Source organism: Nocardia sp. IBHARD005, from assembly GCF_052814245.1.
On record NZ_CP199935.1, the window covers coordinates 1,325,885 to 1,348,582 of the forward strand.

The window sequence follows — 22,698 nt, forward strand, 5'->3', positions numbered from 1 at the left end:
ACTCTTCTGCCGCGGTCCTTCGCCAGGCACACTGGAGCCCATGACCGACTCCGCCGTTGCCCCCGAACACCTCGACGTCGTCATCGTCGGCGCCGGGTTGTCCGGCATCGGGGCCGCTTACCGGCTACAGACCGAGCACCCGCACCGCAGCTACGCCATCCTCGAGGCGCGCGCCGACCTCGGCGGCACCTGGGACCTTTTCCGCTACCCTGGCATCCGCTCGGATTCGGACATGTTCACCCTCGGCTACCCGTTCAAGCCGTGGCGCGCGGCCCGTTCCATCGCCGATGGCGCCGCGATCCTGGATTACATCCGCGAGACCGCGCAGGAGAACGGCATCGACCGGCGCGTCCGCTTCGGTTCCCGGGTGATCGGCGCGGATTGGTCATCGGCGCAGGCCCACTGGCAGCTCACCATCGCCCACGAGGGCCCCGACGGCCCCGAACTGAGCACCCTGACCTGCGGTTTCCTCTACACCTGCGCGGGCTACTACGACTACCAGCAGCCGCACGCCCCCGACTTCGCCGGCCAGGAGGACTTCGCGGGCACCGTGGTGCACCCGCAGTTCTGGCCCGCCGACCTCGACACCCGCGACAAGCGGATCGTCGTGATCGGCAGCGGCGCCACGGCCGTCACCCTGGTGCCCAACCTCGCCGCCGACGCCGCACACGTCACCATGCTGCAGCGCAGCCCCACCTGGATCAGCCCCGTTCCCGGCCGCGACAAGCAGGCCGACAAGATCCGCACACTGCTCCCCGCCGGTCTCGCCCACCGGCTGATCCGGACCAAGAACATCCTGTTCAACATCGGTTTCTACCAGTTCTGCCGCCGTCGCCCCGCCGCCGCGCGCAAACTGCTCACCGACCTCACCACGCGCATCCTCAAAGACGACAAGCTCGTCGCCGAACACTTCACGCCCGACTACGACCCCTGGGACCAGCGCCTGTGCGCCGCCCCCGACGCCGACTTCTTCAAGGCGATGAAACAGGGCAAAGCCTCGGTGGTCACCGATCACATCGACGCCTTCGTCCCGGCGGGAATCCGCCTGGTGTCGGGGCAGACGCTGCCGGCCGACATCGTGGTCACCGCCACGGGCCTTCGCCTGCTGGCCTTCGGCGGCATCGCGCCCTCGGTCGACGGCACCCCCGTGCCCTTGGCCGAGCAGTTCGTCTGGCAGGGCGCCATGCTCACCGGCCTGCCGAACTTCGCCATCTGCGTCGGCTACACCAACGCGTCATGGACTCTGCGCGCCGACCTCACCTCCCGCCTGGTCTGCAAAGTCCTCACCCACCTCGACCGCACCGGCAGCGCCGCGGTCGTCCCCGAACCCCAGGGTGCGCTCGCCGAACGCCCATTGCTCGACCTGAACGCGGGCTATGTCCTGCGCTCGATCGCCGCGTTCCCCCGGCAGGGCGACCGTCATCCGTGGCAGGTCAGGCAGAACTACCTGCTCGACGCGCTGATCACCCTGCGTACCGACCTCGGCAAAACACTGCGGCCGGTGTCGCGTCGGGTAGGAGAGTTCACCCGCAACGGGTGAGGCGCGCGGCTCGCCGGGTTCCTACCGTTGTCGTGTGCCGTGGTGGCACGTGGCATTGACCTCACGGGAAGGCCCAGCGATGACAGACACGAATCAGCACCACCTGCGCGACGGAATCGCGGCAGGAACCTCCATCGGCGCTGGCATCCTGCTGGCAGTGGGCGGTGTCCTGCAGATTCTCCAGGGAATCTCCGCGGTCGCCGACGACGACCTCATCGTCGTCGGACCGGAGTACATCTACCAGTTCGACCTCACCAGCTGGGGCTGGTGGCACATCATTCTCGGCGCGATCGCGGTGATCATCGCGATCGGCCTGCTGGCCGGCCAGACCTGGGGCCGGATATCGGCGATGGTGATCGCCGCCCTGTCGATCATCGCCAATTTCCTGTGGCTGCCCTACTACCCGTGGTGGTCGATCCTGATCATCGCCGTCGACATCGTGGTGATCTGGGCAGTGGCCACCTGGCGACCGAACGTCTGAGCTGTCCTGATCCATCCGGCAACGCCGCCCCGGTCATCGGGGCGGCGTGGTTCGTCTTTCGGCAGCCGGCTCAGGAGTCGAGTATGTGGACAAGATGCAGCGAGAGCCGCTCGCCCAACATCGCGAGCTCGGCCTTCTGCGGATCGTCGAGTCCGTCGAGTACCAGCGTGCGCACCGCGACGAGATAGTCCGGCATCGCCGCCAGCACCTTGGCCTGCCCGCTCTCGGTGAGTACCGCGTCGATCCCGCGCCCCGATTCCGCCGCCTCCCGCCGCGCCCACCCCACCCGTTCCAGCTTCGAAACCACGTGGGAGAGCCGGGAAATGGACCCGTGCCCACGCACCGCGAGCATGCTCAACCGCATCCGGCGCTCCGGGGCATCGTGGAGCAGGGCCATGACCCGGTACTCGAAATGGGTCATCCCGAACTCGCGCTGAAGTCGTGCGTCGAGTGCGCTGGGTACGTGCATCGAGAGGGTGACCACCGCGCTCCAAGCGCGACGTTCGACCGAGTCGAGATACTCCGTCACCTCGGCCCACCTTCCACCCGTGCGATAGCTAAAGAATTGCTGAATGTCGGCAAACTGTATATCGGGGCGTCGGGTCTGTCTACGTCTGTCGCATCATGTCGCCAGGTAGAACGCGTGTAGCGGATCAACAATGTCGCGGGTGTGGCGATCGGTTGCCAATAAGTCGCCGCCATCGCTCGTGAAGTTCGACGGCGAGCGCTCGGCCCGAACCCGCAGTAATGTGGTGGCCGTGACCTGGGGAAACGCCAGACTTTCCAGGCGATTTGACTTCGCGTTGGTCGGCACGTAACTTTATTCGAGTCAGAGCGACACGGACACCGACTCAGCCACTGGCTGGGACACGAGGTAGTACGATGAGCGCCTGACTGATCATGTGTTCATGGCAACATGCTCCGGGATTTGCTTCCGAGGTTGGTCTTGAGCTAAAGTACGAACCCTTGCCTCACCGAAACCCCTACGAGATGTTGTGGGCAGAAGTGTGTGCGTGTGTTCTTTGAGAACTCAATAGTGTGTCGATGAATGTCAGTGCCAATATTTATATTGGTTCCAACTTCTCCGTACCCCCCGGTCGGTAGGAAGTTGGACATTGAAAAACAACAGCGAAATTTTTTGCTGGTGTTTGGCTTTGCTAGGTTTTCGGACTCTAGTTTAGATATTTCTGATTTGCTCCTTCGGGAGTGAGTTAAGAGTCTTCAACGGAGAGTTTGATTCTGGCTCAGGACGAACGCTAGCGGCGTGCTTAACACATGCAAGTCGAGCGGTAAGGCCCTTCGGGGTACACGAGCGGCGAACGGGTGAGTAACACGTGGGTGATCTGCCTTGCACTTCGGGATAAGCCTGGGAAACTGGGTCTAATACCGGATATGACCCTGGAATGCATGTTCTGGGGTGGAAAGATTTATCGGTGCGAGATGGGCCCGCGGCCTATCAGCTTGTTGGTGAGGTAACGGCTCACCAAGGCGACGACGGGTAGCCGACCTGAGAGGGTGACCGGCCACACTGGGACTGAGACACGGCCCAGACTCCTACGGGAGGCAGCAGTGGGGAATATTGCACAATGGGCGAAAGCCTGATGCAGCGACGCCGCGTGCGGGATGACGGCCTTCGGGTTGTAAACCGCTTTTGACAGGGACGAAGCGCAAGTGACTGTACCTGTAGAATAAGGACCGGCCAACTACGTGCCAGCAGCCGCGGTAATACGTAGGGTCCGAGCGTTGTCCGGAATTACTGGGCGTAAAGAGCTTGTAGGCGGTTCGTCGCGTCGTTTGTGAAAACTTGGGGCTCAACCTTAAGCTTGCAGGCGATACGGGCGGACTAGAGTACTTCAGGGGAGACTGGAATTCCTGGTGTAGCGGTGAAATGCGCAGATATCAGGAGGAACACCGGTGGCGAAGGCGGGTCTCTGGGAAGTAACTGACGCTGAGAAGCGAAAGCATGGGTAGCAAACAGGATTAGATACCCTGGTAGTCCATGCCGTAAACGGTGGGTACTAGGTGTGGGGCTCCTTCCACGGACTCCGTGCCGTAGCTAACGCATTAAGTACCCCGCCTGGGGAGTACGGCCGCAAGGCTAAAACTCAAAGAAATTGACGGGGGCCCGCACAAGCGGCGGAGCATGTGGATTAATTCGATGCAACGCGAAGAACCTTACCTGGGTTTGACATACACCGGAAACCTGCAGAGATGTAGGCCCCCTTGTGGTCGGTGTACAGGTGGTGCATGGCTGTCGTCAGCTCGTGTCGTGAGATGTTGGGTTAAGTCCCGCAACGAGCGCAACCCTTATCTTATGTTGCCAGCGCGTAATGGCGGGGACTCGTGAGAGACTGCCGGGGTCAACTCGGAGGAAGGTGGGGACGACGTCAAGTCATCATGCCCCTTATGTCCAGGGCTTCACACATGCTACAATGGCCGGTACAGAGGGCTGCGATACCGCGAGGTGGAGCGAATCCCTTAAAGCCGGTCTCAGTTCGGATCGGGGTCTGCAACTCGACCCCGTGAAGTTGGAGTCGCTAGTAATCGCAGATCAGCAACGCTGCGGTGAATACGTTCCCGGGCCTTGTACACACCGCCCGTCACGTCATGAAAGTCGGTAACACCCGAAGCCGGTGGCCTAACCCTTGTGGAGGGAGCCGTCGAAGGTGGGATCGGCGATTGGGACGAAGTCGTAACAAGGTAGCCGTACCGGAAGGTGCGGCTGGATCACCTCCTTTCTAAGGAGCAATTCTCCAGACGGTGTCTCGAATAGTCGAGAACATCTCTGGCAGAGACCGTTTAGTCCTCATTCGTAGGGCTGCGGACGCTCATGGGTGGAACGCTGACAAACTCATCGCACTAGGTCGGAGCAATGTCTTCGACCGTGGTGATATACCGACACACTATTGGGTCCTGAAAGAACACGCGAGTGTTTTTTCAAGGCAAAACAAACGATCCGCTCGGATCTTCGAGACATTGCCGGCCGTTTGGCTGAGTCAATCTCGGAACACGGTCTCGAGCGGGTGTGTTGTTTGAGAACTGCACAGTGGACGCGAGCATCTTTGTTAGTAAGTGTTTAAGAGCGTACGGTGGATGCCTTGGCACCAGGAGCCGATGAAGGACGTAGGAGGCTGCGATAAGCCTCGGGGAGCTGTCAACCGAGCTGAGATCCGAGGATTTCCGAATGGGGAAACCCAGCACGAGTGATGTCGTGTTACCCGCATCTGAATATATAGGGTGTGTGGAGGGAACGTGGGGAAGTGAAACATCTCAGTACCCACAGGAAGAGAAAACAACAGTGATTCCGTGAGTAGTGGCGAGCGAAAGCGGATGAGGCTAAACCGTGTGCATGTGATACCCGGCAGGGGTTGTGTATGCGGTGTTGTGGGGTCATTCTTCTCAGTTCTGCCGGACTGGGCGAGAGTAAGAAACCAAGTGGTTAGTTGAAATGGTCTGGAACGGCCTGCCATAGACGGTGATAGCCCGGTAAACGAAAACTTCTTGGCTCTCGTGAGTGATACCCGAGTAGCAGCGGGCCCGTGAAATCTGCTGTGAATCTGCCGGGACCACCCGGTAAGCCTGAATACTCCCTGGTGACCGATAGCGGACTAGTACCGTGAGGGAAAGGTGAAAAGTACCCCGGGAGGGGAGTGAAATAGTACCTGAAACCGTGCGCTTACAATCCGTCAAAGCCTTCGCACTCTTGAGTGTGTGGGGTGATGGCGTGCCTTTTGAAGAATGAGCCTGCGAGTCATCGGTGTGTGGCGAGGTTAACCCGTCGAGGGGTAGCCGTAGCGAAAGCGAGTCTGAATAGGGCGAACTCTAGTCGCACATTATGGACCCGAAGCGGAGTGATCTACCCATGGCCAGGGTGAAGCGACGGTAAGACGTCGTGGAGGCCCGAACCCACTTAGGTTGAAAACTGAGGGGATGAGCTGTGGGTAGGGGTGAAAGGCCAATCAAACTCCGTGATAGCTGGTTCTCCCCGAAATGCATTTAGGTGCAGCGTCACGTGTTTCACATCGGAGGTAGAGCTACTGGATGGCCTAGGGGGCCCACAAGCTTACCGAAGTCAGCCAAACTCCGAATGCCGGTGTGTGAGAGCGTGGCAGTGAGACTGCGGGGGATAAGCTTCGTAGTCGAGAGGGAAACAGCCCAGATCGCCGGCTAAGGCCCCTAAGCGTGTACTAAGTGGAAAAGGATGTGGGGTCGCTTAGACAACCAGGAGGTTGGCTTAGAAGCAGCCACCCTTGAAAGAGTGCGTAATAGCTCACTGGTCAAGTGATCCTGCGCCGACAATGTAGCGGGGCTCAAGTACACCGCCGAAGCCGCGGCATTCACACAATAACCCGTCCTGCATTCGTGCAGGGCCAGGTGTGTGGATGGGTAGGGGAGCGTCCTGTGGCCGTGGAAGCAGCAGTGTGAACTAGCTGTGGAGGCCACGGGAGTGAGAATGCAGGCATGAGTAGCGAAAGACGAGTGAGAAACTCGTCCGCCGAATGACCAAGGGTTCCTGGGCCAGGTTAATCCGCCCAGGGTGAGTCGGGACCTAAGGCGAGGCCGACAGGCGTAGTCGATGGACAACGGGTTGATATTCCCGTACCCGTGTATCCGCGCCCAATGCTGAATCAGTTGTGCTAACTGTCCAAATGTTGTCTTACTGAGCCTTCGGGCGAGGGGGATGACGGCTGCACAGGACCCCGGCTGTAGTAGGTAAGCGATGGGGTGACGCAGGAAGGTAGCTGGGCCAGGTGATGGAATACCTGGTGTAAGCGTGTAGGGAGTGTGATAGGCAAATCCGTCACACACGTATCCTGAGACGTGATGCGTACCCGTTGAGGGGAATTCAGTGATCCTATGCTGCCGAGAAAAGCCTCTAGCGAGCTGGTACACGGCCCGTACCCCAAACCGACACAGGTGGTCAGGTAGAGAATACTAAGGCGATCGAGAGAACTGTGGTTAAGGAACTCGGCAAAATGCCCCCGTAACTTCGGGAGAAGGGGGACCTGGTCTGGTGACGTTCTTTACGGACTGAGCTGGACGAGGTCGCAGAGACCAGAGAGAAGCGACTGTTTACTAAAAACACAGGTCCGTGCGAAGTCGTAAGACGATGTATACGGACTGACGCCTGCCCGGTGCCGGAAGGTTAAGAGGACCGGTTAGCCTGTCATGGGCGAAGCTGAGAATTTAAGCCCCGGTAAACGGCGGTGGTAACTATAACCATCCTAAGGTAGCGAAATTCCTTGTCGGGTAAGTTCCGACCTGCACGAATGGCGTAACGACTTCTCTGCTGTCTCAACCACAGACTCGGCGAAATTGCATTACGAGTAAAGATGCTCGTTACGCGCGGCAGGACGAAAAGACCCCGGGACCTTCACTATAGCTTGGTATTGGTGTTCGGTACGGTTTGTGTAGGATAGGTGGGAGACTGTGAAGCTCGGACGCTAGTTCGGGTGGAGTCGTCGTTGAAATACCACTCTGATCGTATTGGACTTCTAACCTCGGACCATGATCTGGTTCAGGGACAGTGCCTGGTGGGTAGTTTAACTGGGGCGGTTGCCTCCCAAAATGTAACGGAGGCGCCCAAAGGTTCCCTCAGCCTGGTTGGCAATCAGGTGTTGAGTGCAAGTGCACAAGGGAGCTTGACTGTGAGACTGACAGGTCGAGCAGGGACGAAAGTCGGGACTAGTGATCCGGCACCGGCAAGTGGAAGCGGTGTCGCTCAACGGATAAAAGGTACCCCGGGGATAACAGGCTGATCTTCCCCAAGAGTCCATATCGACGGGATGGTTTGGCACCTCGATGTCGGCTCGTCGCATCCTGGGGCTGGAGTAGGTCCCAAGGGTTGGGCTGTTCGCCCATTAAAGCGGCACGCGAGCTGGGTTTAGAACGTCGTGAGACAGTTCGGTCTCTATCCGCCGCGCGCGTAAGAAACTTGAGGAAGGCTGTCCCTAGTACGAGAGGACCGGGACGGACGAACCTCTGGTGTGCCAGTTGTTCCGCCAGGAGCACTGCTGGTTGGCTACGTTCGGAAGGGATAACCGCTGAAAGCATCTAAGCGGGAAGCCTGTTCCAAGATGAGGTTTCTCTCCCACTTGATGGGTTAAGGCCCCCTACAGACCATGGGGTTGATAGGCCAGAATTGGAAGCCAGGTAACTGGTGTAGGTGACTGGTACTAATAGGCCGAGGGCTTACTACAAAGGTGTTACGCGTCCACTGTGCGGTTTCTGAAACAACAGACACTGCAGCACACTCACACAGGACCCTTTTGGGTTGTTGTGTGGGGAGCGCTGTCTGGTTTCATAGAGTTACGGTAGTTATAGCGGTGGGGAAACGCCCGGTCCCATTCCGAACCCGGAAGCTAAGGCCACCTGCGCCGATGGTACTGCACTCGACAGGGTGTGGGAGAGTAGGACACTGCCGGAACATCATTGCGAAAGGCCCTCCAACTTCGGTTGGAGGGCCTTTTTGCGTTCCGTGACAACTGATTTCGTGAGCACATGGGTAACTCACCGGGAACGCCCGGCCCGGTTCCACCATCACGCCCGCCGGACCGCCGACCTGACTCTCCGCGCACCCCACGTCCGGCATAAGTCTCGGGGAGGCAGATGAGAACCACCAACATTTCAGAAATGGGCGTGTCTCGGGTCCTGGTGAGCGACGATGATCCGACGTCGCTTCGGGAGGTCACCATGGACTGGCTCTTCACTCACCAGACACTGCTCACTCACCAGACACTGCGCCGTTGTGCGGCAGCCCTCGTGCTACCTGCCGCATTGATCGGTGCGATAGCGACCGCGCCACCCGCCACCGCAGCGCCCGCTGCTGACCCGCTGGTCGGCGCTGTCGGTTCGGTCGCCGGCCTCGCCGGGATCGAGCTGCCCGCCACCTACGGCCCCGAGACCGCGATCGTGGTGCTCGGATACGGCCTGCTGCCCGATGGCACGATGCGGCCCGAACTGGGTAATCGCTTGCACGCGGCGCTGATTCAGGCCTATATGTCACCTGCCTCCCCGGTTATCGTGACCGGCGGCAATCCGCGCAACGGTGTCACCGAGGCGCAGGTGATGGCCGACTGGCTCAATATTCGCGGTGTCGCCAAGGAGCGGCTGCACGCGGAAACCGAAGCCGGTTCCACCGTGCAGAATGCCGAGTTCTCGGCGCGCATGATGGAGGCGCTCGGCGTGACCAAAGCGGTCCTCATCACCTCCGCCGACCACATGCGCCGGGCCCTGGACAATTTCCTGGCCGCAGGCATCCCGGTAGTCGCCACTATGACCCCGGACGTAGCGCCCCTATGGGCCCAGCCCTACGGTACCGAGAAATAGACGTGCGATCGGGATCGGACTGTTCATCGCGCCCAGCCCTACGGTACCGAGAAATAGACGTGCGATCGGGTCGGACTGTTCATCGCGCCCAGCCCTACGGTACCGAGAAATAGACGTGCGATCGGGTCGGACTGTTCATCGCGCCCAGCCCTACGGCACAGAGAAGTAGACGTGCGATCGGGTCGGACTGTTCATCGTGCCCAGCCCTACGGCACCGTTAGTTGAGTACATGACCCTCGCTAATAATTGATACCCGCGCCGATGTCGGTGCCGCCGTTTACGATGCGTGTGGCGTCATCGCGGGTTGCGATGGCGCAGGGCGGTAGTGGCAGACAGGGGAATTCGATGGATCGGCCGGTATGGGCGCCCGAAGGTGTCGATATGCAGCATCCGAGTCCGGCTCGGATGTACGACGCTTTGCTCGGCGGCTCGCACAACTTCGCGGTCGACCGAGACGCCGCGGAGTTGGCGATCACGCTCGTCCCCGATCTGCCGCGGTTGGCGCTGAGTAATCGCGCCTTCCTGCGCCGTGCTGTCCGCTTCATGCTCGACTCGGGGATCCGGCAGTTCCTCGATATCGGGTCGGGCATCCCCACCGCGGGCAATGTGCACGAGATCGTGCACGAGCTGGACCCGCAGGCGCGGGTGCTCTACGTCGACATCGACCCGGTGGCGGTCGCCCATTCGCGAACCATCTTGCAGGGCAACGAGCGCGCGGGTGCGATCGAGGCGGACTTGCGCAAATCCGATGACTTGGTCGCCGCGGTACGCGAGACCGGGCTGATCGATTTCGAGCAGCCGGTGGGATTGCTGCTGATCGCGGTGCTGCATCTGGTGCCCGATATCGACGATCCGGTCGGCAAGGTGTCCGCGCTGCGCGAAGTGGTGGCGCCGGGTAGTTTCATAGCCATTTCACATCTCACGTCCGAGCTTCGCCCCGACGACGCCGGTAAACTGGGACAGCACTCGGTGAACCAAACCAAGGTCGGTATTCATTTCCGGACCAAGGATGAGATCGTCGCCTTGTTCGAGGGATGGGATTCGGTCGAGCCCGGCGTTGTCGAGCTGCCGCTGTGGCGCCCCGAATCCGAGCGCGATCAGCACGAGAAGCCAGGCCGTTCGCTCGGTATGGGCGGAGTCGCGATCAAGGTGTAAGCCGCCTGACATGGCGGTGCGATAGACGATGACAGGTGGATGAAGCAGTGGGGTCGTGGGAGCTGGCGCAGCGTTGGGCAGATGCCCTCGACGGCGTTGTAGCTCCTACCCTCAACCGCTCCCAGATCGAAGAGATGCTGGCTGCCCTGTGCACCGGTCTGATCGAGGCGGCGCGTGGCGGGGAGGATCCCGATATCGCGCGCCGCGCCGCTCGGATGCTGGTCGCCGCCAACTATCGTGATCCGTCGGCGGTCAGCCGTTCGGTGCCGGTGATGTGTGCCGATCTGGTCGAGATCGCCGCCGACGGCCCGGGCGACCCCGCCCTGCCGCAGATCCGCGACCGGGCGATCGGCCTTGCCGCCGACTTCGCCGCCGGCTTCACCGCGGCGTTGCGGGCGGCCGCGCTGGCCGAGCAGGAGGCCACGCTGGCCGCGGTGCTCGCAGCGGCTCAGGAAGCTGAGACCCGCCGGGCGTTGTCGGAAGCCCGTTTCGAGGCGGTTTTCGACGGCGCCCTTGTCGGTATCGGCACTGTCAACATGTCGGGTCAGGTGGTGAACTGCAATGCCACCCTGGCTCAGATGCTCGGCCGGACCCCGGAGACGATGCCGGGCCGGACTGTCGCCGACATTCTCGGCCCCCAGAACCTGAACTTCGCGTTCGAGCAACTGCAGCGCATGGTCGCGGGCGAAACCGAGAGCTTTCGCACCGAGACCGAGCACTTGCACGCCGACGGCCGGGCCACCGCGATCGACCTGTCGATGTCGGCGGTGCGGGGCACCGACGGCAGCATAGAGTTCCTGATCGGCGTCGCGGTCGATGTCACCGAGCGCAAGCAACTCGCCGACCGCCTGTGGCACGACGCCAATCATGACGCACTCACCGGCTTGCCGAACCGCCCGCACCTGTTCAACAGGCTGGCCGACGCGCATCCCCCGGTCGGGGTCTGCTATCTCGACCTCGACGGCTTCAAGGAGATCAACGACCTGTGGGGGCACATGGTCGGGGACCGCGTGCTCCAGGTCGTGGCCGACCGGATGCGCGACACGGTGCGCCCGGACGACGCGATCGCCGCCCGCATCGGCGGTGACGAGTTCCTTGTTCTGATCGAAAATTGTTCCGGTGAAACACAATTGGCGCGGCTGGCCGACAAGCTGCTGTCGGCACTGACCGAACCGCTCGGGGTGGACGGACACGTGCTCGCCGTCGGCGCCAGCATCGGTACCGCCTTCTTCGAGCAATTGCCCACCGCCGTAGACGAATTGGTGCATGCCGCCGACGCGGCGATGTATCGCAACAAGAACGACGCGCGCCGCGATCCGGCCCGGTAGCGGCCGGGCCGGAGTCGATCAGACCGCTTGCTGCTCGCGCTCGGCCGCCCGTGCCAGTGAGCGATCGCGTTGCTCCTCGAAGCGAAGGACGTCTCCGCCCAGCCGCTCGAGGAAGGCTGCCAGATCCTCGCGAGCGCGCTCGCCCCGCGGCCCGAAGTCATTGCGCTCGAAGATGTTCCACTTGCGTAGCAGCGGCATCAGTACCTCTTCGAGATGCTGGCGCAGATCGTAGATGCCGTGCTTGGCCATCAGCACGCCGTTGCGCCGCCAGCCCGGCATGCCGGCACCGGGCATCTGGAAGTTCTGCACGATGATGTTGATCGCCTCCACGGTCTGGTCGGGGGCCAGGTCGAGCGAGGCGGCACACAGGTTGCGGTAGAAGATCATGTGCAGGTTCTCGTCGGCGGCGATGCGGGCGAGCATGCGGTCGGCGATCGGATCGTCGCAGACGCGACCGGTATTGCGGTGGCTGACCCTGGTGGCCAGTTCCTGGAAGGTCACATAGGCGACGGAGAACAGGAATCCGGCGCCGGTCGAGGTGTGGATGTCGAAGCCCGGCGCCTTGTCGTCCACGACGGCCATCGCCGAATATCCGTTGGTCATGTGGATCATTCGTGCTTGCTCGAGCGCGACCGGGTCGACCCCGCGGGTCACCACGAGGTAGTCGCGCAGCACGATCCCGTGCCGGTTCTCCTCGGCGGTCCAGCGGCCGACCCAGGTGCCCCAGGCGCCGTCCTCGGAGAAGTTCTCGGCGATCTCGCGATGGTAGGAGGGCAGGTTGTCCTCGGTGAGCAGGTTGGTGACCATCGCCGCCTTGGCGAGTTCGCTGAGCGCGGATTGTTCTGGGTCCCAATCGATTCCGCCCATGGACGCGAAGTTGCGGCCACGGTCCCACGGCACATAATCGTGCGGGTGCCAGTCCTTGGTCATCGACAGATGCCGGTCGACATTGCTCGCGGCGATCGGTTCCAGCTCGATCAGTAGTTCCAGTTGGGTCAGGTTCCTGGCCACGCTCGTTGCCCTTTCCGGTTAGTGAAAAGCGAGAGTTGCGTCGGTCCGGTAGTGTTGCCCGTCGTCACAATAGACCCGGCGCATGGCGCCTGGAAACGACACGGTGCTCTTACGCACTGTTCGAAGAATTTGGGCGCGTCGCGCCGTGTGCATATACGCTCCACCAGTTCAGCTCCATCAGCGGTTCCCGTTCAGTCGTGGCATAGCTAGAGAGAGTGAGCGAAAAAATTATGACGGACATCGTGGTCACGAGCCTGGCGGCGACCACGTCGATCGCGGGCGACGTCGACTCGACCTGGAAAGGTCTGCTCAACGGCGAGAGCGGGATCGACGTCTTGGAAGACTCCTTCATCGACGACTTCGAACTGCCTGTGCGGATCGGCGGCCACCTGAAGGTGTCGCCCACCCTCTCGCTCACCCGCGAAGAGGCGCGCAAGCTGTCCTACGTCGAGCAGATGGCCGTGGTCCTCGGCCGCGAGGTGTGGCGCAACGCGGGCAGCCCCGACGTGGACCGCGACCGGCTCGGCGTCTCGATCGGTACCGGCCTCGGCGGGGCGGAATCGCTGATCTACGCCCGCGACCGGCTCCGCAACGGCGGCTACCGCAAGGTCTCGCCGCTGACCGTGCAGGCCATCATGCCCAACGGCCCCGCGGCCTGTGTCGGCATCGAATTGGGTGCGCGCGCGGGAGTTTCCACGCCGGTATCGGCCTGCTCGTCGGGTTCGGAGGCGATCGCCAACGCGTGGCGGATGATCGTGATGGGCGACGCCGACATGGTGGTCACCGGCGGTGTGGAGGGGTCCATCCAGGCGGTGCCGATCGCGGCGTTCACGCAGATGCGGGCAATGAGTACCCGCAACGACGATCCCAAGGCGGCCTCGCGTCCCTTCGACGCCGACCGCGACGGATTCGTCTTCGGCGAGGCGGGCGCGATGATGGTGATCGAGACCGAGGAGCACGCCAAGGCGCGTGGCGCGACCATTCACGCGCGGCTGCTCGGCGCGGGCGTCACCTCCGACGGATTCCATCTCGTCGCACCGGATCCCGAGGGCACCGGCGCCGCGCGGGCGATGACGCGGGCGATGCAGACCGGCGGGATCAGCCGTACCGACGTCACCCACATCAACGCCCACGCCACCGCGACCCCGATCGGTGACACCGCCGAGGCCAATGCGATCAGCAAGGCCATCGGCTCGCACGCCTCGGTGTACGCGCCGAAATCGGCACTCGGGCATTCGATCGGTGCGGTCGGTGCGCTCGAATCGGTCCTGACCGTGCTCAGTGTGCGCGACAGCATCGTTCCGCCCACCCTGAATCTGGACAATCAGGACCCCGCTATCGATTTGGACGTGGTGTCGGGTCAGGCGCGGCGCGGTCGCATCGATTACGCGGTGAACAACTCCTTCGGTTTCGGCGGTCACAACGTGGCGATCTCGTTCGGGCGGTATTGACGATTCGCCCATCCATGGCGGGTACCGGTCAATGTGCGTTGAAAAGGATTGGGAATGATCGGCGAGACTTTCGACGACTATGTAGACGAACTGGGGACTATCCGGATTTCCGGTGATCAGACCTTGATCGACTTCGTCGACAAACACAGCGAGGCCAACGGGGACGACCTGGCCTACCGCTTCATCGACTATTCAACCGAACGTGAGGGGGAGTACCAGGAACTGACCTGGCGCGAATTCGGCGTGCGGCTGCGCGCGGTCGCCGCGCGATTGCAGCAGGTGACCGAGCCCGGCGACCGGGTGGCGGTGCTGGCGCCGCAGGGCCTGGACTATGTCGTCGCGCTGTTCGCGGCGGTGTACGCGGGGAATGTGGCTGTGCCACTGTTCGATCCGGAGGAGCAGGGCCACAGCGACCGGCTGCATGCCGTTCTCGGCGACTGCGAACCCGCCGCGGTGCTCACCGTCGGCAGCGCGGCCGCGGGGGTGCGTAACTTCTTCCGCGAACAGCCCGCCGCGCAACGGCCGAGAATCATCGCGGTCGAGGCGATTCCCGACACCGTCGGCACGCGCTGGCGCAGGCCCGACATCAATATCGACAGCGTGGCCTACCTGCAGTACACCTCCGGATCCACGCGGGTGCCCGCCGGTGTCGAGATCACCCACCGCTCGGTGGGGACCAATCTGCTGCAGATGATCGACGCCATCGGCATCACCGAGAACGCGCGCGGTGTCACCTGGCTGCCGCTGTTCCACGACATGGGGCTGCTCACGGTGATCCTGCCGACCATCGGCGGCAAGTTCATCACGATCATGTCGCCGAGCGCGTTCGTGCGCAGGCCGTCGCGCTGGATCAAGGAGCTGGCCGCCCAGGCTGATGGCGCCGAAATCTATTCGGCAGCACCTAATTTCGCGTTCGAGCATGCGGCGATGCGTGGGTTGCCCAAGGGCGACGAGTCCCTCGACCTGTCGAATGTGATCGGACTGATCAACGGGAGCGAGCCGGTGTCGGTGGCCTCGATGCGCAAGTTCAACGAGGCATTCGCGCCGTACGGGCTGTCCAAGACCGCGATCAAGCCGTGCTACGGGATGGCCGAGGCGACGCTGTTCGTGTCGGCGACCAAGCGCGACGACGAGGCGCGGGTGGTCTATGTCGATCGCGGGCAGTTGAACGATGGCCGGATGGTGGAGTGCGACGAGCACGCCGCGAACGCGGTGGCGCAGGTGTCGTGCGGACACGTCGCGCGGTCGCAGTGGGCGGTGATCGTCGACCCGGGCACCGGGGTCGAGTGTCGCGACGGCGAGGTCGGCGAGATCTGGTTGCACGGCGACAATATGGGCATCGGCTACTGGGGGCGGCCGGAGGAGACCGCGGAAACCTTCCACAACCGGGTGGTCGCGCGCATGCCGGTCGGTAGTCGCGCCGAGGGTGCGCCCGATGACGCGAAGTGGATGCGGACCGGCGATTACGGTGCCTATCACGACGGCGAGCTGTTCATCACCGGTCGGGTGAAGGATCTGGTGATCGTCGACGGGCGCAACCACTATCCGCAGGATCTCGAATACTCGGCGCAGGAAGCCAGTACGGCCCTTCGGCCCGGTTTCATCGCGGCCTTCTCGGTGCAGGCGGGGCAGCTGCCCGCGCCGGTGCTCGAGGCCGGGACCCGGTCCGATCCGGCGGCGGAGCAATTGGTGATCGTCGCCGAAAGAGGCACGGGTGCGGCGAAACTCGAGCCGGGACCGATCACGGATATGGTGCGTGCGGCAATCGCACGCAGGCACGGGGTGATGGTGCGGGATCTGTTGCTGGTGCCCGCGGGGTCGATTCCGCGGACGTCGAGCGGAAAGATCGCGCGGCGGGCCTGCAAGGCCGCGTATCTGGATGGAACGCTGCGCGGTGGATACCGGCAGCAGGCATATCCGGACGCCCCGGAGGAGTGAGAACCGTTCGGCCACTGGATACTCCGGTGGCCGAACGGGGCACCGAACTGCTCAGTTGACGCAGGGGATGGCGCTGCCGATAGTGGTGGACAGCGGTTTTCCCGTGTCGGGCAGTGGCATCGAGCCGGACGTCGTGGTGGTCGGGGGTGCGGTCGTCGATGTCGCCGGGCTCAGCTCGGTGGGCAGGGTGAAGTCGGCGCCGAGGGCGACCCGGATGCGGCCGTCCTGCACGGAGGGGGACGCGGAAACCGGTAGTCCACCAAGGAGTTCCGCCAGTGCGCGAGCGTCGTCGGCGGCACCGAGGCCGTAGGTGATGGTCGAATACAGACCATCGCTCGAATCGCCGTTGCCGATCAGGCCCGCGCCGTAGCCCCGGCTGGTCAGCGCGGCCGAGAGCACCGCGGCCTGACCTTTCATCGTGCCCACATTGTGCACATCGACCACGCTCGCCGGAATCGGTGCCGTGGTAGTGGTTTTCGGTGCCTCCTGGCCGAAAGCCGCGCGCACCTCCCGTTTGATCGCGGCCGGGTCGACGATATTCACGTCCTGGCCGTCGATCACGTCGTAGCGCACCACCGGCAGCGTGCGGAACTCCACCGGCACCGAACCGGCGGCGCCGAGGTCGCGGGCGAAGTCGAACAGATTCCAGCCGTTGGAGAGCACCACATCGCGGTGCGCCACCTCCATCAGTGCCGACAGCTTGCTCAGGTTGGTCAGCGTTCCGGAGTCCCTGAGCGACTTGGCGACCGAGGTGAGGAACGCCTGCTGACGGTGGGTGCGGTCGAGGTCGCCGTTGCGCAGGCCGTGGCGTTGGCGGACGAACGCGAGCGCCTGCGAACCGTCGAGATGCTGGGTGCCCGCCGGGAAGACCGCGCCGGAGAACTCGCTGTCGTCGACGGCGTGGTTCAGGCACACGTCGACGCCGCCGACCGCGGTGGCCAGGTCGTAGAAACCCGCGAGGGAGATCTCGGCGAAGCGGTCGATCGGCACCCCGACGAGATTGCGGACCGTGGTGACGATGGAGGCGCGTCCGGCCTCGCGGCCGCGGCGCTCGAGCACCACCGGATCCTTCTCGCCCTGCTCGATCAACTTCGCTTGTACCGCCGCCTTTTTCAGGCCGTATGCCTCTTTGATCTTGATCTGCTGGTAGCCGGGGATACCGGTCACGGCAACGTAGTCGTCGCGCGGGATGGAGAAGGCGACAACCTTGCTCTTGTCGGCCGGAATATGCAGCAGGATCAGTGAATTCGCGTTGTAGCCGCCCTCGGTACCGTCACCGGCGTGCAGCGAATCGAGTACCTCTTTCGGCAGGTCGTTGCCGTTGAGGTCTTTGCGGGTGTCCAAACCGATCAGCAGGATATTGACGGCGCCGCCGCCGGAACGTGGGGCATCGGTATCGAGCGCGGTGGAGTGGGTGAAGCCGGAATCGAAGTCCTGCTTGGCCGACCAGGCCAGGCCGGTGCCCGCGAGCACGGCCAGCGCGGTCGTCGCCACGAGCAGCCTGGCCATGATCAACCCGGCTCGGCGGGCGCGTCCACGGCGGGGCGCGCGGTGGCCGGCGGCGATGTGCCTGCCGACGCGCTGTGGTCCCGGCCGTGTCGTCTCCGGGCGCGGCGGCGCCGGAAAGTCGTTGTCCCCGTTCACCGCAGTGCGCTACCTGCCTGCCACTGTTCCCACGGCACGCTCCAGTCGCCGTTCTGCCACACCTCGAGCGGGGCGCCGCCGGTGTTCCTGATCTCGACCACGTCGCCGGGTTGGGAGAAATCGTAGAACCAGCGGGCGTTCGCGCCGCTGAGGTTGAGGCAGCCATGTGAGACATTGGTGTTGCCCTGCGCCCAGATTGTGTCGTCGAGCTGGTGCAGGTAGATGCCGTCGGTGCTGATCTTGGTCGCCCAGCCGATGGTTTCCTTGTAGCCGAGCCGGGAGTTCACCGGCAGACCGTAGGTGGAGGAGTCCATGACCACCGGATTGCCTTTCTCCATCACGGTATAGATCCCCGGCTGGGTCCAGAAGGTGATGGTCTTGCCCGCGACGGTCTGGCTGCCGCCCATGCCGAGCGAGGTCGGCATCGTCTTGATCAGCGTGCCGTTCTCGTACACCTGCACCTGCTTGTCGTTGTCGTCGACGATCGAGACGTGCGAGGGCCCGATGGTGAAGCTGGTTTCGGTGTCTTCCTGGCCGTAGAGGCCACCACCGAGGTCCTTGCCGTAGATGTCGGCGGTGAGCGTCACTGTCGTGCCGGGCGCGTAGTAGTTCGCGGGGCGCCAGTGGACATTGCGGTTGTCGAGCCAGTACCAGGAGCCGACGACGGGCGGATCGGTGGTGACCGCCAGGTGCCTTTCCGCCGTCGCGCGATCGGGGACATCCTCGTCGAAGTGCGCGACGACGACGGTGCCGACGCCGAAGGTGCCCGACGGGGAGAGTTCGGTGCCGCCCGTGGTCCGGAAAAAGACCTTGGTCTGGTTGTTCGGCGCGAGGGTGGTGAACGACGAGGTGATCGGCCCGACCTGGCCCGTGACGGTCACCGCCTCGGCCGTGACCGTGTAGGTGCGGCCGTAGCCGAGTGGTTCCGACGGTTTCCATGCCGACTGGTCGGGGGTGAGGATGCCCTCGACCGTGCCGCCCTGCTCGTTGGTCATCGTGACCGCGGTGAGCTGCCCGTCGCTGGTGCTGACCCGGACCGGGCTGAGCGGATCGATCTCGGTCGCGCCGTCTTCGGGCGCTACCGAGATCGCCGGTGCCGGTGGGGCGGCGGATTCGGGCTCGGTGGGCGAGCCACCGCAGGCCGCGACCAGCACCATGAGCCCGGCGGCGAGGCCGGCTCGGAAACGTCGTCCTGACATGCGCGCCTCCTGTGCTCGGTGCCGCTCAGCTCCGCGGGCTGACCTCGACGTCGATCGACATGGGCTCTCCTCACTCGGCGATCCGGCCGTGCGCAGGCCGACGGGCGTGCAGCGATAGCGCCAACCAGCGTAACCCCGTTCGATGCGGGCGGGTCAGTCCTCGCTGCTGGCGCGTTCGCCGAGAAACCGCAGGAGGGCGGGATCGGTGGAGGTGAAGCGGTCTACTTCCTGTCCGCCGGTGCATTCGTACAGGGCGATGGTCACGGAGTCCGGTCGGCGCCCTACGACCCGCCAGATCGCGCCGGAATCCTGCCAGCGGAGGAGGACTTCAACAGGGTCGCGCACCTCGTTCACCGTAGTGCGCGGTGATGATGGGTGTCGGGTTCGAGCGGACCGGGCTGGTCCTTTATGCCCGCTCGCGGTAGTTGGCGGCTACCAGGGCGAGGCAACCCGCGGCGATCACTGCGGTGACTCCGAACATGGCGGGGTAGCCGAAGCCGAGGCCGCTGTGCAGGGCCGACAGGACCGCGGGCACGCCGAAGCCGAGGTAGCTCACCGAGTAGAAGACCGCGTTCAGACCGGCCAGGTCGCCGGGGCCCGCGATGCGCTCGACCTGTTGCAGGCCGGCGACCAGGCCGATGCCGTAGCCGCTGCCGAGTACGACGGCGGTCAGCAGCGTCATCCAGATGCTCAGGGTCGCCGCCGTCCACGCGGCCAGGACCATTCCCGTGGTGAGCAGCACCAGTGCGACGATCGCGGCGCGTGCGGTGCCGGGGCGGTCGATGCGTCGCGCCACCGATTGGATGGTGAATCCGCAGCCGAGGGTCACCATGGTGACCAGGGCGGAGAAGGCGATCGGGGCCTGCTGCACGCGCGGCAACATCAGCGTCGGGAGCACGGCGTAGGCGGTGGCGTTGGCGGTGAACAGCCACAGCGCGATCGGCACCGCCACGCGCAGAAACCGTCGGTGCCCGGCGGCGGGGATCTTCAGGTCCTCGCGCAGCCTGCCCGGATTCGCTGGGCGGGTCACGGTTTCCGGCGTCCGGGCCACCCAGAAAGCGGTCGCGACGCAGAGCGCCGCGTTGACGAGATAGGCCGTCGAATCGGGCAGCGGACCCCACTGCGCGAGGGTTCCCGCCACACCCGCGCCGAGGGCGAACCCGGCGGTCAGGCTCATCGCGGATCGGCGAGCGCCTCGGCCCGCGGCGGCCGCGGCGAACGGTGGTTGCGAGAGCTCCTTGAGCCAGCTGCCACCGACCGCCATCGCCAGTCCGAGCGCGGCACCGCACAGCATCCGCCCGGCCGCCAGCATCGGCACCGAGGCCGCGCCCGCAGCCAGCAGCAGCGAACCGGCCGCGGCGATCAGCGGCGCGGGCAGCATCAGGGGGCGGCGGCCGAACCGGTCCGAGAGCGGGCCGCCGATGAGCAGGGCGGGCACGATGCCGAGGACGTAGTAGAACAGCAGCAGGTCGACCGCGGTCAGCGCGAGACCGTGGGCTTTGTACATCACCAGCAGCGGTGTGAACTCGTTGCCGCCCCACGCGATCGCGACCATGGCGGCGGACACGCCGAGCCAGGCGCGGGTTGCCGAGACAGCACTGGGCCGCTCGGTGGTGAGAATCGCCATCACAGGCCCTTTCCGTCGTGCGCACACCGGAAATCCGGCGTGGATGGGGCGGAGCGTTCGGTCCGCTCGCGGACCGTCGATCCCGCCACCCGCGCACAGGGGCGAATGGTGGCAACCGGTCTTATTTTAGGCGCGGCTGGTCGCTGTATTACCGTCGGCCTGTGCGTGAGCTGCGGATGGGGTGTGCGATGTGGACCCATCCCCAGTGGCAGCAGCGGATGCCGGCGCCCGGGGAGCGGTTGCGTGCCTATGCCGGGCACTGCGGGGCGGTCGAGGGCAACACCACGTTCTACGCGACGCCGTCGGCGTCCACGGTCGAGTCGTGGGCCCGGCAGACCGCGCCCGATTTCCGGTTCGTGCTCAAACCGCCGAGGGCGGTGACGCACGAGCGCAGGCTCGTCGGCGCCGGTGCCGAACTCGGCGCGTTTCTCGACGTGATGGCACCGCTCGGGCCGCGGGTACACGCGCTGTGGATCCAGTTGCCTGCGTCGTTCGGGCCGACCGATCTGGGCGCGCTTGCCCGTTTCCAGCGTGAGCTGCCCGGTGGGCTGCGGTGCGCGGTGGAGGTGCGTCATCCGGCGTTCTTCGAAGACGAGCGGACCGCGGTGCAGCTGGAGCGGGTGCTCGGGCGGATCGGGGCCGAATGGGTGCCCTTCGATACGACTGTCCTGTTCGACGGGCCGCCGGGTGACCCCTCCGAATACGAGGCCAGGGCGAAGAAGCCTCGCGTCCCGCGCCGGATGCGGGCGCTGACCGAGTATCCGATCGTGCGCTACCACGGCCGAGCCGACGCCGACCGCACCGTTGCGGGCTGGGCGCCGTGGGTCGAGACCGTCGCAGGCTGGTTGCGCGAAGGCCGCTCGCCCACGGTCTTCGTGCACACCCCCGACAACGCCGCCGCCCGCGGTTTGGCTCGCCGCTTCCACGACGAAGTCCGCGCGATCGTCCCGGATCTGCCCGCGCAGCCCATCCCTGTGCCCGATGAACCGATGACGCTGTTCTGAGGCCTTGGCTGAAACCGAGCGGATTCGGGCCGGACGCCGTGATGTGGGCAGGACGCGCAGGGGCGGACAACGTGAGGTGACCGGCACCGATTTCACGAACACTTGTCGTACCCCTGTGTCATGCTGTGCGCCACCACTGGGGAGTGGGTGGACGAACTCGAAGGGGACGAGCATGTCTACGGATGGAATGTTGTTGTCGCCCGCGCCGCATTGCGAGCCGCAGTTGGAGGGCGGGGCCGCGGCGCATCGGTCCGAGGTCGTGAATGTCGTTGGACCCCAGCCGGTTAGGGGATCGGTTCGGCGGAGGGCGACAGGTGGAACACCGGCCGGTATCCGCAGGGCGGTGCGTGCGTCGTGCCCGCGGGTCGCGCCGGCTGCCACCGGATCATCAACGAGTGCGAAGCGATTCACCGAGCAGGTCTTGCGGCTGCTGCTCGAGGTTGTCGATCGGCGCAGATCGTCGGCTCATCTGCGCGCGTTCACCGACGCGAAGGCGCTGGCCGCCATCAACACGATGCTCGCGCAGGACTCGGCTCCCGACCGAACCCTCGGGACCGCCACCTTGACTCGCGTCCACCTGACTCCCGCGCAGGGCGATGCCGCCGAAGTCTTCGCTTCCTACCAGCGCGGCCCTCGGACGTTGGCCATCGCGGGTCGGATCGAATCATCCAAGGACAGTTGGCGATTGGTTGCGGTCCGAATGTTCTGACGCCGTCGAACAGCTGATGCCTCCCTGGCCTTGCCGACAAGGACTGCGCGGCACATGGCCCCGCTACTGGAACCTCAGCGCAGCGCGAAGACTTCTGGGAAGTCATGGGGTGCACGGTGATTGCGATCGGAAAGGCTGCCGAGGGTGTGGTCGGGGTGCGGGCCGGAGTATTGCTTGCGGGTCTTGCTGGTCCAGGCCAGTGCGGCTGGGGCGGCGATGCGGTGGAAGTGGACGGTGTAGCCGCGTTCGTAGATGCGCAGCCGGGTGCCCCGGCAGCGCACC

At 64.2% G+C, this 22,698-nt stretch carries 17 protein-coding genes and 3 rRNA genes; 12 read left to right on the plus strand and 8 right to left on the minus strand.

Annotated features, from left to right (window positions below):
- Positions 1 to 40: 40 nt before the first annotated feature.
- Together ACTWPB_RS06020 and ACTWPB_RS06025 are read left to right on the plus strand one after the other, a co-directional pair.
- Positions 41 to 1,540: a flavin-containing monooxygenase gene (locus ACTWPB_RS06020; RefSeq protein ID WP_446224702.1), complete on the plus strand. Its 1,500-nt coding sequence runs from the start codon at positions 41 to 43 to the stop codon at positions 1,538 to 1,540.
- A 79-nt stretch (positions 1,541 to 1,619) separates the two neighbouring features.
- The gene (locus ACTWPB_RS06025) at positions 1,620 to 2,021 is read left to right on the plus strand and encodes a DUF7144 family membrane protein (protein WP_446224703.1); all 402 of its coding nucleotides are present in this window, start codon (positions 1,620 to 1,622) and stop codon (positions 2,019 to 2,021) included.
- A gap of 70 nt (positions 2,022 to 2,091) precedes the next feature.
- Here the strand turns inward: ACTWPB_RS06025 and ACTWPB_RS06030 are convergent, their stop codons facing one another.
- Positions 2,092 to 2,550 (minus strand): MarR family winged helix-turn-helix transcriptional regulator, encoded by a 459-nt coding sequence (locus ACTWPB_RS06030; protein ID WP_446224704.1) that lies wholly within the window; start codon positions 2,548 to 2,550, stop codon positions 2,092 to 2,094.
- A gap of 93 nt (positions 2,551 to 2,643) precedes the next feature.
- The gene (locus ACTWPB_RS06035; RefSeq protein WP_446224705.1) at positions 2,644 to 2,835 is read right to left on the minus strand and encodes a hypothetical protein; all 192 of its coding nucleotides are present in this window, start codon (positions 2,833 to 2,835) and stop codon (positions 2,644 to 2,646) included.
- A 407-nt stretch (positions 2,836 to 3,242) separates the two neighbouring features.
- On the opposite strand from ACTWPB_RS06035, the gene ACTWPB_RS06040 reads away from it, so the two are divergent.
- The 6 genes from ACTWPB_RS06040 (at position 3,243) to ACTWPB_RS06065 (ending at position 11,833) form a co-directional block, all read left to right on the plus strand.
- A 16S ribosomal RNA gene (locus tag ACTWPB_RS06040) occupies positions 3,243 to 4,759 on the plus strand.
- Positions 4,760 to 5,087: 328 nt separating this feature from the next.
- Positions 5,088 to 8,221, plus strand: a 23S ribosomal RNA gene (locus ACTWPB_RS06045).
- A 110-nt stretch (positions 8,222 to 8,331) separates the two neighbouring features.
- Positions 8,332 to 8,448 (plus strand): 5S ribosomal RNA (gene rrf, locus ACTWPB_RS06050).
- Together the 16S, 23S and 5S rRNA genes form the textbook arrangement of a ribosomal RNA operon.
- Before the next feature lie 206 nt (positions 8,449 to 8,654).
- Entirely contained in the window at positions 8,655 to 9,350 is a 696-nt protein-coding gene (locus ACTWPB_RS06055; RefSeq protein ID WP_446224706.1) for a YdcF family protein, read from the plus strand.
- A 345-nt stretch (positions 9,351 to 9,695) separates the two neighbouring features.
- Positions 9,696 to 10,505 (plus strand): SAM-dependent methyltransferase, encoded by an 810-nt coding sequence (locus ACTWPB_RS06060; RefSeq protein ID WP_446224707.1) that lies wholly within the window; start codon positions 9,696 to 9,698, stop codon positions 10,503 to 10,505.
- Positions 10,506 to 10,540: 35 nt separating this feature from the next.
- Entirely contained in the window at positions 10,541 to 11,833 is a 1,293-nt protein-coding gene (locus ACTWPB_RS06065; RefSeq protein WP_446224708.1) for a diguanylate cyclase domain-containing protein, read from the plus strand.
- An 18-nt stretch (positions 11,834 to 11,851) separates the two neighbouring features.
- Here the strand turns inward: ACTWPB_RS06065 and ACTWPB_RS06070 are convergent, their stop codons facing one another.
- The gene (locus ACTWPB_RS06070) at positions 11,852 to 12,844 is read right to left on the minus strand and encodes an acyl-ACP desaturase (protein ID WP_446224709.1); all 993 of its coding nucleotides are present in this window, start codon (positions 12,842 to 12,844) and stop codon (positions 11,852 to 11,854) included.
- Positions 12,845 to 13,059: 215 nt separating this feature from the next.
- On the opposite strand from ACTWPB_RS06070, the gene ACTWPB_RS06075 reads away from it, so the two are divergent.
- Both ACTWPB_RS06075 and fadD32 read left to right on the plus strand, forming a co-directional pair.
- Positions 13,060 to 14,295 (plus strand): KasA/KasB family beta-ketoacyl-ACP synthase, encoded by a 1,236-nt coding sequence (locus ACTWPB_RS06075; RefSeq protein WP_446224710.1) that lies wholly within the window; start codon positions 13,060 to 13,062, stop codon positions 14,293 to 14,295.
- A 54-nt stretch (positions 14,296 to 14,349) separates the two neighbouring features.
- The gene (gene fadD32 / locus ACTWPB_RS06080) at positions 14,350 to 16,233 is read left to right on the plus strand and encodes a long-chain-fatty-acid--AMP ligase FadD32 (RefSeq protein ID WP_446224711.1); all 1,884 of its coding nucleotides are present in this window, start codon (positions 14,350 to 14,352) and stop codon (positions 16,231 to 16,233) included.
- A gap of 51 nt (positions 16,234 to 16,284) precedes the next feature.
- On the opposite strand, the gene ACTWPB_RS06085 is transcribed toward fadD32, so the two are convergent.
- The 4 genes from ACTWPB_RS06085 to ACTWPB_RS06100 all read right to left on the minus strand — a co-directional run bounded on the left by ACTWPB_RS06085 (position 16,285) and on the right by ACTWPB_RS06100 (position 20,703).
- Positions 16,285 to 17,799 carry an LCP family protein gene (locus ACTWPB_RS06085; protein ID WP_446226247.1) on the minus strand — a complete coding sequence of 505 codons (1,515 nt, stop codon included), beginning with the start codon at positions 17,797 to 17,799 and terminating at the stop codon, positions 16,285 to 16,287.
- 74 nt (positions 17,800 to 17,873) lie between these two features.
- Entirely contained in the window at positions 17,874 to 19,076 is a 1,203-nt protein-coding gene (locus tag ACTWPB_RS06090) for a L,D-transpeptidase (protein WP_446224712.1), read from the minus strand.
- Positions 19,077 to 19,229: 153 nt separating this feature from the next.
- Positions 19,230 to 19,430: a hypothetical protein gene (locus ACTWPB_RS06095; protein WP_446224713.1), complete on the minus strand. Its 201-nt coding sequence runs from the start codon at positions 19,428 to 19,430 to the stop codon at positions 19,230 to 19,232.
- Positions 19,431 to 19,482: 52 nt separating this feature from the next.
- Entirely contained in the window at positions 19,483 to 20,703 is a 1,221-nt protein-coding gene (locus ACTWPB_RS06100; protein WP_446224714.1) for an MFS transporter, read from the minus strand.
- 161 nt (positions 20,704 to 20,864) lie between these two features.
- Here ACTWPB_RS06100 and ACTWPB_RS06105 point away from each other — a divergent pair, with 161 nt between their 5' ends.
- Together ACTWPB_RS06105 and ACTWPB_RS06110 are read left to right on the plus strand one after the other, a co-directional pair.
- On the plus strand, positions 20,865 to 21,707 hold the full coding sequence (locus ACTWPB_RS06105) for a DUF72 domain-containing protein (protein ID WP_446224715.1): 843 nt from the start codon (positions 20,865 to 20,867) through the stop codon (positions 21,705 to 21,707).
- A 187-nt stretch (positions 21,708 to 21,894) separates the two neighbouring features.
- Positions 21,895 to 22,416 (plus strand): Rv3235 family protein, encoded by a 522-nt coding sequence (locus ACTWPB_RS06110; protein ID WP_446226248.1) that lies wholly within the window; start codon positions 21,895 to 21,897, stop codon positions 22,414 to 22,416.
- Positions 22,417 to 22,490: 74 nt separating this feature from the next.
- Here the strand turns inward: ACTWPB_RS06110 and ACTWPB_RS06115 are convergent, their stop codons facing one another.
- Positions 22,491 to 22,697, minus strand: coding sequence for a hypothetical protein (locus tag ACTWPB_RS06115; RefSeq protein WP_446224716.1), 207 nt, complete (start codon positions 22,695 to 22,697; stop codon positions 22,491 to 22,493).
- Position 22,698 lies beyond the last annotated feature (1 nt).